Below are 14451 nucleotides of genomic sequence, written 5' to 3'. Positions count from 1 at the left end.
CCGAAGCCGAAGCCTCTATGCCGTCTGATAAAGTTCCCAGGCGGCCGCGCCGTCCGCGTCGTCATGGATGATCGCCATCAGGCCGCGCACCACGGCGCTCGGATTGGCGTGCTGATAGATGTTGCGGCCGTAGACCATGCCGAGCGCGCCCTGCGCCATCAGCGCCGCCGACTTGTCGAACACGGCGCGCAGGTCCTCCTTGCCGCCGCCGCGCACCAGCACCGGGCAGCGCGCCGCCTCGACGACACGGTGGAAGTCTTCCGGGTTGGTGGTCGGGTCGGCCTTGACGATGTCGGCGCCCATCTCGCGGGCGAGCCGGGTCAGCGTCACGATCTTCTCGGCGTCGCCATCGACCATGTAGCCGCCATTCTGGTCGACCGGCAGCATGGCGAGCGGCTCGATCATCAGCGGCATGCCGTATTTGTCGCAATCGGCGCGGACGCGAGCGATGTTCTGGACGCATTGCCGGAACAGGTCCGGCTCGTCGGGCAGCATGAACAGATTGACCACGGCGCAGGCCGCATCCATCTCGATCGCGCCGATCAACGGCTCGGCCTCGTTCTGCAGCACCGCCCACATCGCGCGGTGGCGTATGCGGTTATAGGGATTGCCCATGTCGATGCGCATCACCAGCGCCGGCTTGTCCTTGCCGGGCACCGCCTGCAGCAGGTCGGCCTGGCCGTAGTTCATCTGGATCGCGTCGGGTCCGGCCGCGACCAGCTGCGAGACGACGCTCTCCATGTCCTCAAGGCCGGAAAGGAAGCTCGGCTCGTTGCAGACGCCATGATCGATGGCGACGTCGAGGCAACGTCCGCCGCCGAAGAGCCGGTTCATGCGGGCTTTCTTGTTCAGGCGCATAGCGCGCTCCTTTTGTCGTTGGTTTCGGCGCAATCGGGAAAACGGATGCCGTGCTGGCTGGCGAGCAGGCCGAGGAAGGCGGCGCGCTCGCGGGCGGATTGTTCTTCGTCCCAGCCCTTCCGCGCGGCGAGGATGGCGAGAGCGGCGTCGATGAGATGGGGCGTGAGACTGCCCGTGATGGCGAGGGTGGTGCGGCGCAGGAACAGATCGGCGAGCGTTTCGACCTGTTCGCGCTCGACGATCCCGGCGATCTCAGCGGCGGAGTAATGCGTGCCCGGCAGCATCACGATCGGCGCCTTGGCGATGTCGGCAGCGACTGCCTCTGCCAAGGTGCCGTAGCGTTCGAACAAGCACTCCGCATAGTCCGGGCTCAGGCCGTGTGCTTGCGCCAGCCCGGCAATCCACTGGGCAGGGTTCGCTGGAAAGGCGCGGCCGCCGCCGATGGCGAGGTCTTCGGTGCCGATGCGGCGAGTCTGGCCAAGCCGGTCCAGCGCCATGTCGGCTGCCAGTGCGCCGAACGAGCGAAACGTCGTCCACTTGCCGCCGATCATGCAGAGCGTCGCCGGCAGGTGGTCGGTCGCCTCGACGAACTCGCAGAAATGGTCGCGCGGGATGCGGCCGGTAAAGCTGTCCTTGCTGGCGGGCAGGGGACGGACGCCGGAGAACTGGAAGACGATCTCGTCGTTGGAAATCGCGATCGACGGGAAGACGAAGGCCAGCGATTGCAGGATATAGCGCCGCTCGTCGTCCTCGCAGCGTACCGTGTCGGGGTCGTCGACGCGAATGTCGGTCGAGCCGACAAGCACCTTGCCGAGATAGGGGAACAGGATGCAGATGCGCCCGTCCTCGTTCTCGTAATAGACCATGTGGCCGTCCAGCGCCTTATAGAGTGCCGGATTGTCGACGATCAGATGCGAGCCCTTCGTGCCGCCCATCATGCGTGGGGCCGGGGCGCCGATCGCCTTGTTGGTCAGGTCAATCCAGCCGCCGGTGGCGTTGATCACGAGTTTGGGCCGGATCGGCAGCATCTCGCCGGTCAGCGTGTCGGTGAGCACGAGGCCGATTTCGTCAGCTGCCACGGCTGCATAGTTGAGGGCTCGTGCCGTGGGTTCGGCGGCGATCGTGTCGAGCAGCATTTCCAGCCCGAGCCGCTCCGGCCGGCTGACCCAGGCGTCGTAATAGGTCGCGGAGCTTCGGATCGCCGGGTTGATCGCCGGCCAGGTCTTCAGTGTCTCCGCCCGGCCGCGAAAGCGATGCGCCGGCATCAACCGCCGCGTTGACGTGAAACGGTCGTAGAGTGTGAGGCCGGCCTTAATGACGAAGGCGCCGCGCCGGCTGGGCCGACGGGTCAGGCCAAGAAAGCGGACTGCGCCATTGGCGATGCCGGAGAAGATGTCGAAGATAGGCACCGTGGTTGGCAGGGGCGCCACATAATGCGGCGCGTTCTTCAGCAGCCGGTCGCGCTCGACCAGCGACTCGCGCACCAGCTTGAACTCGCCGTTTTCCAGATAGCGCAGGCCGCCATGCACCATGCGTGACAAGGCAGCGCTGGCACCGCTGCAATAGTCGCCCTTTTCCGCCAGCATGACATCGACGCCCTGAAGCGCCAGTTCGCGAAAAACGCTGATGCCGTTGATGCCGCCGCCGATGACGAGCACGGCAACATCCGGCCGACCGCGCAGGGCGGCGAGGGTATTTGTGCGGTTCATCGGGCTTTCGCTTTCTGGCTCAGGCGTCCATGGCCACGAGATGCGTCGCAAGCGCCGCGTCGAGGGCGGCGAGATCGTCGGCATCGAGGCGGATTTCACCGGCCCGCGCATTTTCGATCGCCTGCTCGGGATTGCGCGCGCCGCAAAGCGCGAAGGTGATGCCGGGTTGCGTCAGCGTCCAGGCGATCATGACCTGCGCCATCGACGCTTCGTGCTTCCCGGCAATTGGGGCGATGGCCGCCTTCAGCCGCGCGATCTTTTCGCGGTTGGCCGGCGAGAAGCGCGGATTGCCGAGGCGCTGGTCGTCGCCGGTGAATTCGCGCGACGGGTCGATCGATCCGGTGAGCAGACCCAGCGCCAGCGACGAATAGCTCAGCGTCGCGATGTCGTTGCGCATGGCAAGCGGCAGCATGCTCGCCTCGATCTCGCGATCCAGCGCGGAATAGCGCTCCTGGATCGCGTCGAGGCCGCCGGCGGCGATGTATTGATGGAGGTCGTCGACGCTGAGATTGGAGGCGCCGATGGCGAGAATCTTGCCGTCCGCCTTGAGCTTCCGGAGGGCTTCCATCGTCTCGGTGATCGGCGTTGTCGGGTCCTGCCAATGGGTGATGTAGAGGTCGATATGATCGGTGCCGAGCCGCTTCAGGCTCTGCTCCACCTCATAGGCGATGCCATCGGCGCCGAGATAGCGGTGGACCGGAATGCCGTCCTGATCGAAGAAATGGTTGCCCTTGCCGGAATGCCAGTTGAGACCGCATTTGGTTGCGATCACGATCTTGTCGCGCTTGCCGCGGATCGCCTTGCCGACGATCTCCTCGCTGCGGCCGAGGCCATAGGCAGGGGCCGTGTCGATAAGGCTGATGCCGGCCTCGATCGAGGCTTCTATCGCGCGGATCGAGGCTGCTTCGTCGGTACCACCCCACATCCAGCCGCCGATGGCCCAGGTGCCAAGGCCGACGGCGGAGGCGGAGATGCCGGACTTGCCGATGCGGCGCTGGATTGGCTGCGAACTCATGCTGCTTCCTTCTGGGCGAGGTCGAGGATCTGAAGGCCGGTCGTCTCGTCCGTGACGATGATGTCGAGGTGGTTGCCGCGCATGGCGCTCAGCACCGGCGCGATCTTGCTGGCGCCGCTGGCAATGCCGATCGAGCGGGGGATGGTGGCGAACTCGTCCAGGGTCAGCGACACCAGCGACCGGTTCGGCGTGTAGTCGCAAAGTTGGCCATCGCGGCCGATCAGATGGGCGAGCAATTCGCCTGTCGCGCCGGATTGCTCGATGGCGCGGCGGTCGGCGACCGAGGACGGATGCAGGTCGTAATAGCTGGAGTCATCGCTGAGGATCGAGCCGATGCCGACCACGGCGACGTCTGCCTCGCGGGCTCGGCGGAACACGTCGCCGACGGAGCGCACGTTCATCAGCATGTCGCGCTGTTCCGGCGAGTCGGCGAAGAGCGGCGCATGGATCTGGTAGGCGCGGCCGCCGAGCTTGTCGGCCATCAGCGAGGCGACGTGATTGACGTCGGTGTAGTGCTGGCCCTGCACGAGCCCCGTCGCCGGAATGACCTCGACATCGTAGCTGCGTCCCGGCTGCAGGCCCGCAACCAGAGCGCTGACGCCCTTGCCGCCAGAGATCGAGATGGTGTCGCCATCCTTGATCGTATCGAGCAGCAGCCGCGCCGCCGCCTCGCCGACCCGCTGCAGGGCCGTGCGCGGATTGTCGGAGACGGAAGGGACGACGACGGCACGCTCGATGCCACCCAGCGCGACCAGCCGCGCCTCGATTTCGACCAGATGGTCGATCGGCGACTTGATCTTGATCTCGACCAGTCCAAGCTGGTGGCCGCGCTTGATCAGCCGGTTGACGGTGGCGTGCGAAAGCCCGAGCTCCTTGGCGATCTCCGCCTGGGTCTTGCCCTCGACGTAGTGGAGGACCAGCGCCTGGTGGATCTGGCGGGCAGCCGAAAGGTCGTCGCGTGGAGTGGTTTGGGCCATGATCTTGCTTCGGTGCGCTGGAGACTCAGGACTTCTTGCGATGCAGGAAGTGGTCGATGGAAACGGCAGCGAGCAGAATGCAACCCTTGATCATCTCCTGCCAATAGACCGACACGTCGAGCAGGATGAGCGAGCTGGTGACAACCGACAGAAGCGCCATGCCGAGGATCGCGCCGAAGATGGTGCCGGAGCCGCCATTGAGCGAAGCGCCGCCGATCACCGCCGCGGCGATGATGTTCAGCTCCATGCCGGCGCCGAAGGTCGGCGTGGCGGCGCCGAAGCGGGCCATGTAGATGACGCCAGCGAAACCGGCGAGGGCGGAGCACAGCACCGTCACCCAGAACTTCACCTGGTTGGTCTTGATGCCGGAGAACTGCGCCGCCTTCTGGTTGGAGCCGGTGTAGAAGACCTTGCGGAAGGCGGTGGCGCGGCGAAGCAGGAAATCGAAGACGGCGACGACGACGAGGAAGATCAGGATGACATAGGGGATGTTGTGGAAGCTGCCCTGGCCGATCGCCTTGAAGGAAGGCGGCAGCGAGAACAGCGACAGCGGCGTTCCCTTGGTGATGATCAGGCAGAGGCCGCGCACGATCACCATGGCCGCGAGCGACGTGATGAAGTGGTTGAGCCCGACCACGGTGACGAAGAAGCCCATGATGGCGCCGATCAGCGCGCTGGCGGCGATGCCGACCAGGCTGGCCGTCCAGGGATCGAGCCCGGCCAGAAACAGCGCGCCGGAGATTACCATCGAGAAGCAGACGACCGAGCCGACCGAAAGATCGATGCCGCCGACGATCAGCAGGATCGTCATGCCGACGACAACGATGCCCTCGATCGAGAAGCTCATCATCATGGCGCGAAGGTTGCCCCAGGTGAGGAAATGGGGCGAGGCGAAGCTCATGGCGACGCAGAGCGCCAGGATGATGACGATCAACCCGGCCTCGCGCATCGAGGCGAGGCGGGTGAAGTCGATGCGCCGGGCGCCGCCGGCGTTGAGTTCGGCTTGCATGGGGGTCTGTTCCCTAGGCGACATGGGCGGCCTGCTGTGTGGAAGGATTTTTGACGCCGGAGGCGAGGCGCATGATCGCCTCCTCGCCGAGTGCCTCGGCGTCGAGTTCGCCAGCGATCCGGCCTTCGCGTACGACCATGACGCGGTCGCAGAGGCCGATCAGCTCCGGCAGTTCCGAGGAGATGACGACGACACCAACGCCCTTGGCGGCGAGCTGGCGCAGGAGGCGGTGGATCTCGACCTTGGCGCCGACATCGATGCCGCGCGTCGGCTCGTCCATGAGGATGACGCGCGGATCGACCGAAAGCTGCTTGGCGATCGCCACCTTCTGCTGGTTGCCACCGCTCAGCGTCGAGACCGCAGCGCCGATGCCGGACATGCGCACGCCGAGGCGCTTCGTCAGTTCGCTCGCCTGGCGGTCCTCTGCCCTGCGGTTGAGCATGCCGAGCGAGGTCACCTTGCTGAGATCGAGAGCCGAGATATTGACTGATATCGGCATGTCGAGGAACACGCCGGAGCCCTTGCGGTCTTCCGAGAGATAGACGAGGCCGGCTTTGACCGCGTCGCTATAGTTGCGGATGCGCTGCGGCTTGCCGTCGATCTCGACCCTGCCGGCTGTTGCCGGGCGAAGGCCGCAAATGGTCTGGGCGATCTCGCTGCGGCCGGCGCCGATCAGGCCGCCAATGCCGAGGATTTCGCCGGCACGAAGCACCAGATCGACGTTGGAGAAGCAGTCGCTGTCGGAGAGACCCTTGACGGAGAGCAGCACTCGACCGGGCGCTTCCGCCAGCTTGTCGGGATAGAGCTGGGTGATCTCGCGACCGACCATCTTGCGCACCACGTCATCTGGCGAGACATCGGCGATGCGATCCGTCGCGACATACTGGCCGTCGCGAAATACCGTGACGCGGTCGCAGAGCGAGAAGATCTCGGCCATGCGATGGCTGATATAGACCACCGAAATGCCGCGTTGCTGCAGCCCGCGCACGATGGAGAACAGGCGCTGCGCCTCGCTTTCGGTCAAGGCGGCGGTCGGCTCGTCGAGCATCAGCACCTTGCAGTCGAGCGTAAGCGCCTTGGCGATCTCGACGAGCTGCTGATTGGAAATGGAAAGGTCGGCAACCCTAGTGCGGACGGGGATGGGCGCAAGGCGGTCCATGACCTTCTGCGCCTCGACATAGAGTTTTTGAAAATTCATCAGCGGCGCGCGGCGGGCGTTGATCGCCGCCATGTAGATATTTTCCGCTACCGTCGCGTCCGGGCAGAGCGCGATCTCCTGATGCACGAGCCCGATGCCGAGGCGCTGGGCCGCGGCCGGCGAGGGGATGGTGACGCGCTTACCGTCGAGATGGATCTCGCCATCGCTCGGCTGCAATACGCCGGCGAGGATGTTCATCAGCGTCGACTTGCCGGCGCCGTTCTCGCCGCACAGCGCATGGATCTCGCCGCGCCGAAGCTCGAACCGGACATCGCTCAGCGCCTTGACCGGACCGAAGGCCTTGGACACGCCGCGAATTTCAAGAATGGGCGCCTGGGTCACGCGAGGCTCCTGCGGTGCATGGGACGGGGAAGGGGGCGCGGCCCCCTTCCGGTTTCAGGCGTCCGGCGGGTCAGCCGGAGGCGGCGAGGTGCGAGGATGCTATTCCTCGATGCCCTTGGTGCCGCGACGGGTCAGATACTTGTCCCAATAGAAGTCGTCGGCGTTTTCGGCCGTGACGATGGAAAAGCCGTTGTCGACGAAGGGAACGGCCATGCCGTTCGCGCCTGAACGCTTGGTGTCGTTCATCGGGTCGATCAGCTCGGGATGCTTGGCCATCCAGAGCAGCATGAAGCCCATATAGCCCTGCATGCCCTGGTTGGGATTGACCGATCCGTAGATCTCGCCGGCCTTGATCATGTCGAGGATCTTGGCGTTGACGTCGGCCAGCATGACCTTGATCTTGCCGCCGCCTTCCTTAGCTGCCTGGGCAGCGCCGATGGCCGAATTGGCTTCCGGCATGAACACGGCGCCGAGGTTGGGATGCGCCTGCGCCAGGCTCAGGACAGCCTGATAGGCCTTGGTCGGATCCTGGTTCGAAGCGGCGCGGCCGACCAGCTTCATGTCCGGCCACTTGGCTTCCATGCGGGCGATGAAGGCGCTGATGCGCTTGTCGTGATTGTCCTGGCCGGGGTTTTCCAGCACGGCATATTCGCCCTTGCCGTCCATCGCCTTGGCGACAGCGTCGGCGGCATAGGTGCCTTCGGCCAGATTGTCCGAGGTGATGAACGAGACGCGGTTCGAATTCGGCGAATCCGCTGCGAAGGTGACGACGGCGGTGCCCTGCTCGATGGCGCGGTTGATCGGTTCAATGAACGGATCGGAGTTCATCGGATGGACCAGGATTCCGGCCGGCTTCTGCGCCAGCGCCTGGTCGAAGGTGGCGATCTGCTTGTTGACGTCATAGTCGGGCGTGCCGGTGTAGCGCGTCTTGCAGCCGAACTGCTGGCCGGCCTGCTTGAACATCTCGTAGACCGGGAACCAGTATTCGACGCCCGAGACCATGACGTTCATGACGTATTCTTCACCCGGTTCGCACTTGAACGGGTTGGCGGTTTCAGCAAACGACTGGGTCGAGACCAAACAGGTCGACGCAGCAGCGGCGAATGCCAGCGTTTTCAGAAATTTGCGCAAGTTCCCTCCCTTGGCCGAAGCCATCCACAAAGATTATGGCGAACGCCAAGGCGCTCGATTTCTTGATTGGACTGTCGGACTTCCTCCCGAAGCCGACGAGTGGAACGTAGCAGGCGCGAAATATCTGTCAATAATATTCAAGCAATGAAATATATTTCATGTCGGGCGCGGAGAGGGAGGCGAGCGAGACGCTTTCGGACAGGGAATGGCTGGAATATAACCTCAACTAACGATGAGGTTTATGATGAGCGGCAGTGATATCAAGGTCATGCTGGCAGTTGGTGAAGTCGCGCGGCGCAGCGGCATCGCCGTCTCGACCGTGCACTTCTACGAGACGAAGGGACTGATTGCCGGGGAGCGGACCCAGGGCAACCAGCGGCGTTACCACCGCTCCGTGCTGCGCCGGATCGCCATCATCCGTATTGCCCAGCGCGCCGGTATCCCGCTCGCCACCGTCAACGAGGCGCTGCACGACCTGCCGCATGACCACACGCCAAATGCGCGCGACTGGCGGCATTTCACCGAGACGTGGAAGGAGATGCTGGAAGAGCGGATCAGCGGATTGATCCAGCTGCGGGACCAACTGACCACCTGCATCGGCTGCGGATGCCTGTCGCTCGAGGATTGCCCACTGCGCAACCCCGGCGACGAACTCGGCAAGGGCGGTTCCGGCCCGCGACGCCTGCTGTCCGTGGACGAGGAGGGCGAAGAGGAACCGGTGCTTGACCTCAACAATGGTTGAGGTTTTATAAACCGTGTCGGTTGGCGACGACTCGTCGCCCAATGGAGTGCCGACATGAATTTTGAACTGGAAGTGCCAGCACCGAAGGCTGGCAATGCGCTGGTGATCGTGCCACCGAGCGCGCCTGCCGGTTGGAGCGAATTGCTCACCGGCAAGAACGCCATCTACGCGATCGCGCTTTCCGGCGGTGTGACGCTGCATGCCGTGAACATGTACATCGCGACGACTGTGATGCCCTCGGTGATCGTCGATATCGGCGGTCTCGATTTCTATGCCTGGACGACGACCCTTTTTGTCGTGGCGTCGATCCTTGGCGCGGCGCTGACGGCCAAGCTGCTGAAGAGCGCTGGCCCGCGCGGCGCCTATTTCGTCGCGTCGATGCTGTTTGGCGGTGGCACGCTGATCTGCTCGCTGTCGCCCAACATGCCCGTGATGCTGGTCGGGCGCAGCGTGCAGGGACTGGGCGGTGGCTTCCTCTATGCACTGGCCTATGCCCTGACGCGTCTCGTCTTGCCGGAACGGCTCTGGGGCCGTGCCATCGGCCTGATCTCGGCGATGTTCGGCATCGCCACGCTGATCGGCCCGGCGGTGGGCGGCGTGTTCGCAGAATACGGCGCGTGGCGCGCCGCGTTCTGGTCTCTGATCCCCATTACGGCCGCGTTCGCGTTCGTCGCCTATGTGACGCTGCCAAAGACAAGCCGGGACCGGGATGAGCGCTCATCGGTGCCGCTGCTGCAACTCGTTCTTCTGACCGGCGCCGTGCTGGCCGTTTCGGCCGGCAGCCTTTCCGCCGAATTGTCGTGGAATCTGGCTGGTCTCGTCGCCGGCATCGGGATGATTGTCCTGGTCGCGGCGGCCGAGGGCAGGGGGGGAGCCCGCCTGCTGCCGCGGCGAGCCTTCAGCATCGCCACCCCGCTTGGCGCCCTGTATCTCACGATCGCGCTGCTGATGATCGGCATGCAGCCGGAAGTCTTCGTGCCCTATCTGCTGCGCCAGTTGCATGGCCAGTCGCCGATCTGGGCCGGATACCTCGCCGCCTTGATGGCACTCGGCTGGACGGCGGCGTCGCTGCTGAGTTCCCGCTGGCAGGAGAGCCATGGCGATCGGCTCGTTGTCGGCGGGCCGGTGCTGGTCGCGATCGGCCTGGTGCTGTTCGCGCTGTTCATGCCGGTCCACAGCGCCGGCGATCCAGCGTATCTGCTGCCGATCTGCATCGGCCTCGTGCTGGTGGGCTTCGGCATCGGTCTGGCTTGGCCCAGCCTGGTGACGCGGGTCTATGGCAGCGTTTCCGATAGCGAGCAGGGGCTGGCGGCCGGCGGCGTGACGACGGTGCAGCTTTTCTCCATCGCATTCGGCACGGCCTGTGCGGGCATGGTGGCCAACTTCGCCGGTATCGCCGAGCCCGGTGGCATCGCCGGCGCGTCGAATGCGGCGCTGTGGCTTGGCGCTGTCTTCGCGCTCGCTCCCGCGCTCTGCACCGTCGTTGCGGTTCGAACGGTGCGCCTGACTTCCAGGAGGGTGCACCGGAACGCCTGACCCCCGGTCGCCCGAACTGGAGAAGGCCGGCGTCGCGAAAGTGACGCCGGCCTTTGTCGTCTCCGGCCCTACTGCCGCCGCAAAAGTTGGGCCAGTGCTCTCGAATGGCTATAAGGCCGCTTCAGATCCTCCCAAATGCCGCGGACCCATGATTCGTCTCGATAACATCAGCAAGCAGAACGGCCACCAGATCCTGTTCATCGACGCGTCGATGAGTCTTCTGAAGGGCGAGAAGGTCGGGCTCGTCGGTCCCAATGGCGCGGGCAAGACCACGCTTTTCCGGATGATGACGGGCGAGGAAAAGCCCGATGACGGCCAGGTCTCGATCGATCCGGGCGTGAGCATCGGCTATTTCAGCCAGGATGTTGGCGAGATGTCGGGTCGCAGCGCCGTGTCGGCCGTGATGGACGGCGCCGGGCCGGTGAGCGAGCTGGCGGCCGAAATGGCCGAGCTCGAAGCCGCCATGGCCGATCCCGACCGCATGGACGAGATGGACGCCATCGTCACGCGCTATGGCGACGTGCAGGGCCGCTTCGAGGAACTGGACGGCTATGCGCTGGAAGGCCGGGCTCGTGAAGTTCTGGCGGGCCTGCGCTTTAGCGAAGAGCGGATGGACGGCGATGTCGGCGGTCTCTCCGGCGGCTGGAAGATGCGCGTGGCGCTCGCCCGCATCCTGCTGATGCGTCCTGAGGGCATGTTCCTCGACGAGCCGAGCAACCATCTGGATCTCGAAAGCCTGATCTGGCTGGAAGAGTTTCTGAAGGGATATGACGGCGTGTTGCTGATGACCTCGCATGACCGCGAGTTCATGAACCGCATCGTCAACAAGGTGGTCGAGATCGACGGCGGTTCGCTCACCACCTATGCCGGCAATTACGATTTCTACGAGCAGCAGCGCGCGCTGGGCGAGAAGCAGCGCCAGGCGCAGTTCGAGCGCCAGCAGGCCATGCTGTCGAAGGAAATCAAGTTCATCGAGCGCTTCAAGGCGCGCGCTTCGCACGCCGCCCAGGTGCAGAGCCGGGTGAAGAAGCTCGAAAAGATCGACCGGATCGAGCCGCCGCGTCGCCGCCAGTCGGTGCAATTCGAATTCCGCCCGGCGCCGCGTTCCGGTGACGACGTCGTCAGCCTCAAGAATGTTCACAAGGGCTATGGCAGCCAGTCGATCTATGCCGGCTTGGACTTTCAGGTCCAGCGCAAGGAGCGCTGGTGCATTCTGGGCGTCAACGGCGCCGGAAAATCCACGCTCCTGAAGCTGGTCACGGGCACATCCGATCCCGATCAGGGCACGGTGACGATCGGCGGCAGCGTCAAGATGGGCTATTTCGCCCAGCATTCGATGGAACTGCTGGACGGCGACGAGACGGTGTTCGAGTCGCTGGAAGGCACGTTCCCGCAGGCGGGGCAGGGCTCGCTGCGGGCGCTTGCCGGCTGCTTCGGCTTCTCCGGCGACGACATCGACAAGCGTTGCCGGGTTCTATCAGGCGGCGAGAAGGCGCGTCTGGTCATGGCGAAGATGCTGTTCGATCCGCCGAACTTCCTCGTGCTCGACGAGCCGACGAACCATCTCGACATGGCGACCAAGGAAATGCTGATCGCGGCGCTCCAGGAATTCGAGGGCACCATGATCTTCGTTTCGCATGACCGCCATTTCCTGGCGGCGCTGTCCAACCGCGTGCTGGAACTGACACCGGAGGGCATCCACCAATATGGCGGCGGCTATACTGAATATGTCGCCAACACCGGCAGCGAAGCTCCGGGCCTGCACCCGGGCGATTGAGCGCGCGAGGCATCTTCTTCACCTCTCCCTGAGGGAGAGGTCGACGGCCGAAGGCCGGCGGGTGAGGGTTTACGGCCTCACCCGATGGTTTCCTAAACCCTCACCCGGCACTTCGAGCCGACCTCTCCCTTAGGGAGAGGTGAGAGGACATTCTGTGGGCGTCGGCGCGAAGCCGACGCCTCAGCCCTTCGCCAGCGCCACGACCGGGTCGAGTTGCGAGGCGTTGCGGGCCGGCAGATAGCCGAACACGACGCCGATCAGGCTGGAGCAGAAAAAGGCGACGACGATCGACGTCGTCGAATAGATCAGGCTGAAATTCGAGCTGAAGGCGCTGAAGAGCGCGCCGAAGCCGAGCGCCGTGCCGATGCCGATCAATCCTCCGATCAGGCAGACAAGGATCGCCTCGATCAGGAATTGCTGCAGGATGTCGCCCTGTCGCGCGCCGACGGCCATGCGCACGCCGATCTCGGAGACGCGCTCCGACACCGACACCAGCATGATGTTCATGACGCCGATGCCGCCGACGATCAGCGAGATGACCGCGATCGAGGCAACCAGCAGCGTCAGCGTCGCCGTCGTCGAGGTGATGGTCTGGCGGATGTCGTCGGTGTTGAGGACGAAGAAGTCCTTGGTGCCATGGCGCTGGGTCAGGAAGGTCGTCACGGCTGCTTCGGCGAGGTCGGTTGCGACGTCGTCGGCGACGCGCACCGTGATGCTGCGTAGCGACGTGCTGCCGAGGAAACGCGCCTGCACTGTGGTGTAGGGCATGAACAGCGACAGGTTCTGGCTCGATCCGAAGCCGCCCTGCTGCGGCCTGGCCACGCCGACGATGCGCGCCGGTACCTGGCCGATCAGGATGACCTGGCCGACCGGGCTGCCGTTAAAATCGCTGAACAGCGCCTTGCGGGTGTTTTCGTCGATGACGACGTCCTGCGCCATCGAGCGGACGCTGGCGGCGTCGAAGAACTGGCCGGCCGAGAGTGTCGTGCCCTTGGCGGCGAAATACTGCTCGCTGACGCCGTTGACGAGCGCGCTCGCCTCCTTGGCGCCGAACCGGACGGAACTCGATGTCGAGACGGTCGGCGTGACGGCGGCGACATAGGGCTGCTTCGACAATTCGTTGGCGTCGGCCACGACCAGCGTCGTGATCTTGCCAGAGCGCATGTCGCCAAAATCCTTGCCGGCAAAGATCTCCAGCGTGTTGGTGCCGAGGCCGGAAATGTTGGCGAGCACTTTTTGGCGCGAGCCTTCGCCCAGCGCCACGACGCTGACGACCGAGGCGATGCCGATGATGATGCCAAGCATGGTCAGGAAGGTGCGCAGCTTGTGGGCGCGCATCGACAGCACCGCCATCCGCAACGCTTCGCGGCCGCGATCCAGGATCGAGGTCCAGCGGCTGCCCGTTTCGCGCTCCTGCGTCGCGACACGACCGGCGGCTTGGGCGGGAAGATCCTTCGCCTTGCGCGTGTCGGAAATGATGACGCCGTCGCTGATCTCGATGATGCGCTCGGCGCGCGCGGCAACCGCCATGTCGTGGGTGACGATGATGACCGTCTTGCCCTCGGCATGTAGCTCGTCGAGGATCCGGAGCACTTCTTCGCCGCTATGCTTGTCGAGCGCGCCAGTCGGCTCATCGGCGAGAATGACGTTGGCGCCGTTCATCAGGGCGCGGGCGATCGAGACGCGCTGCTGCTGGCCGCCGGAAAGCTGGCCGGGCCGGTGATCGGTGCGATCGGCCATGCCGAGGCGGCCGAGCAGGGCGGCGGCGCGAACCTGCCGGTCGTGCGGCGACTGGCCGGCATAGACGGCCGGAATCTCGACGTTGCCGAGTGCTGTCAGTTCGGCCAGCAGGTGATAGCGTTGGAAAATGAAGCCGAAATGCTCGCGCCGCAGCGCCGCCAATTCGTCCGGCTCCAGCGAGGACGTCTCGCGGCCGGAAATGCGGTAGCTGCCGGTAGTCGGCCGGTCGAGGCAGCCGAGGATGTTCATCAGCGTCGACTTGCCAGAGCCCGAGGCACCGACGATCGCGACCATCTCGCCGGCCTCGATCGAAAGGTCGATATCCCGCAGGACGGCGATCGTGTCCTCGCCGGACGGATATTCCCGCCGGAGGTTCGATAGCGTGATCAGCGGCTCGTTGGCCGTGGGCGCGTGCAT

The 14451-nt window shown here is 64.7% G+C and carries 12 protein-coding genes; 4 read left to right on the top strand and 8 right to left on the bottom strand.

Translation table 11 applies throughout. From position 1 onward, the window contains the following. Positions 1-15: 15 nt before the first annotated feature. From OSH12_RS11445 to OSH12_RS11415, 7 genes are all read right to left on the bottom strand, one after another. Positions 16-858 carry a class I fructose-bisphosphate aldolase gene (locus OSH12_RS11445; RefSeq protein ID WP_456077693.1) on the bottom strand — a complete coding sequence of 281 codons (843 nt, stop codon included), beginning with the start codon at positions 856-858 and terminating at the stop codon, positions 16-18. Further along, a complete protein-coding gene (locus OSH12_RS11440; protein WP_266343673.1) occupies positions 849-2567 on the bottom strand; it encodes a glycerol-3-phosphate dehydrogenase/oxidase in 1719 nt (572 codons plus the stop codon). The genes OSH12_RS11445 and OSH12_RS11440 overlap by 10 nt, the downstream gene beginning before the upstream one ends. 19 nt (positions 2568-2586) lie before the next feature. Beyond that, positions 2587-3582: an aldo/keto reductase gene (locus OSH12_RS11435; protein WP_266343672.1), complete on the bottom strand. Its 996-nt coding sequence runs from the start codon at positions 3580-3582 to the stop codon at positions 2587-2589. Next, positions 3579-4559 (bottom strand): sugar-binding transcriptional regulator, encoded by a 981-nt coding sequence (locus OSH12_RS11430; RefSeq protein ID WP_266343671.1) that lies wholly within the window; start codon positions 4557-4559, stop codon positions 3579-3581. The genes OSH12_RS11435 and OSH12_RS11430 overlap by 4 nt, the downstream gene beginning before the upstream one ends. A gap of 25 nt (positions 4560-4584) precedes the next feature. After that, positions 4585-5568, bottom strand: coding sequence for an ABC transporter permease (locus OSH12_RS11425; RefSeq protein ID WP_266343670.1), 984 nt, complete (start codon positions 5566-5568; stop codon positions 4585-4587). A gap of 13 nt (positions 5569-5581) precedes the next feature. Then, positions 5582-7108: a sugar ABC transporter ATP-binding protein gene (locus tag OSH12_RS11420; protein ID WP_266343669.1), complete on the bottom strand. Its 1527-nt coding sequence runs from the start codon at positions 7106-7108 to the stop codon at positions 5582-5584. Positions 7109-7207: 99 nt separating this feature from the next. Beyond that, positions 7208-8119, bottom strand: a complete 912-nt coding sequence (locus OSH12_RS11415) for a substrate-binding domain-containing protein (protein ID WP_266343668.1) — start codon at positions 8117-8119, stop codon at positions 7208-7210. Between OSH12_RS11415 and OSH12_RS11410 the strand changes: the two genes are divergently transcribed. The 4 genes from OSH12_RS11410 to OSH12_RS11395 all read left to right on the top strand — a co-directional run bounded on the left by OSH12_RS11410 (position 8109) and on the right by OSH12_RS11395 (position 12294). Continuing rightward, entirely contained in the window at positions 8109-8387 is a 279-nt protein-coding gene (locus tag OSH12_RS11410; protein ID WP_266343667.1) for a hypothetical protein, read from the top strand. The genes OSH12_RS11415 and OSH12_RS11410 overlap by 11 nt on opposite strands. A 96-nt stretch (positions 8388-8483) precedes the next feature. Continuing rightward, positions 8484-8981: a redox-sensitive transcriptional activator SoxR gene (gene soxR, locus OSH12_RS11405; RefSeq protein ID WP_266343899.1), complete on the top strand. Its 498-nt coding sequence runs from the start codon at positions 8484-8486 to the stop codon at positions 8979-8981. Between the two features lie 54 nt (positions 8982-9035). Next, the gene (locus OSH12_RS11400; RefSeq protein WP_266343666.1) at positions 9036-10517 is read left to right on the top strand and encodes an MFS transporter; all 1482 of its coding nucleotides are present in this window, start codon (positions 9036-9038) and stop codon (positions 10515-10517) included. Between the two features lie 148 nt (positions 10518-10665). After that, complete coding sequence (locus tag OSH12_RS11395) at positions 10666-12294, top strand: ABC-F family ATP-binding cassette domain-containing protein (protein WP_266343665.1); 1629 nt, start codon at positions 10666-10668, stop codon at positions 12292-12294. A 180-nt stretch (positions 12295-12474) separates the two neighbouring features. On the opposite strand, the gene OSH12_RS11390 is transcribed toward OSH12_RS11395, so the two are convergent. Beyond that, positions 12475-14451, bottom strand: coding sequence for a MacB family efflux pump subunit (locus OSH12_RS11390; RefSeq protein WP_266343664.1), 1977 nt, complete (start codon positions 14449-14451; stop codon positions 12475-12477).

The sequence above is a fragment of the Kaistia terrae genome (assembly GCF_026344005.1).
Taxonomy (GTDB): domain Bacteria; phylum Pseudomonadota; class Alphaproteobacteria; order Rhizobiales; family Kaistiaceae; genus Kaistia; species Kaistia terrae.
Note: the sequence above shows the minus strand (reverse complement) of the source record. Positions and strands in the feature narration are given on the sequence as shown.

Excerpts from the sequence above, each read along its gene's own strand:
- OSH12_RS11430 (WP_266343671.1), bottom strand. The coding sequence starts at position 4,559 with ATGGCCCAAACCACTCCACGCGACGACCTTTCGGCTGCCCGCCAGATC.
- OSH12_RS11395 (WP_266343665.1), top strand. The coding sequence starts at position 10,666 with ATGATTCGTCTCGATAACATCAGCAAGCAGAACGGCCACCAGATCCTG.
- OSH12_RS11390 (WP_266343664.1), bottom strand. The coding sequence starts at position 14,451 with ATGCACGCGCCCACGGCCAACGAGCCGCTGATCACGCTATCGAACCTC.
- OSH12_RS11410 (WP_266343667.1), top strand. The coding sequence starts at position 8,109 with ATGACGTTCATGACGTATTCTTCACCCGGTTCGCACTTGAACGGGTTG.
- soxR (WP_266343899.1), top strand. The coding sequence starts at position 8,484 with ATGAGCGGCAGTGATATCAAGGTCATGCTGGCAGTTGGTGAAGTCGCG.
- OSH12_RS11435 (WP_266343672.1), bottom strand. The coding sequence starts at position 3,582 with ATGAGTTCGCAGCCAATCCAGCGCCGCATCGGCAAGTCCGGCATCTCC.
- OSH12_RS11440 (WP_266343673.1), bottom strand. The coding sequence starts at position 2,567 with ATGAACCGCACAAATACCCTCGCCGCCCTGCGCGGTCGGCCGGATGTT.
- OSH12_RS11445 (WP_456077693.1), bottom strand. The coding sequence starts at position 858 with ATGCGCCTGAACAAGAAAGCCCGCATGAACCGGCTCTTCGGCGGCGGA.
- OSH12_RS11425 (WP_266343670.1), bottom strand. The coding sequence starts at position 5,568 with ATGCAAGCCGAACTCAACGCCGGCGGCGCCCGGCGCATCGACTTCACC.
- OSH12_RS11415 (WP_266343668.1), bottom strand. The coding sequence starts at position 8,119 with ATGAACGTCATGGTCTCGGGCGTCGAATACTGGTTCCCGGTCTACGAG.
- OSH12_RS11400 (WP_266343666.1), top strand. The coding sequence starts at position 9,036 with ATGAATTTTGAACTGGAAGTGCCAGCACCGAAGGCTGGCAATGCGCTG.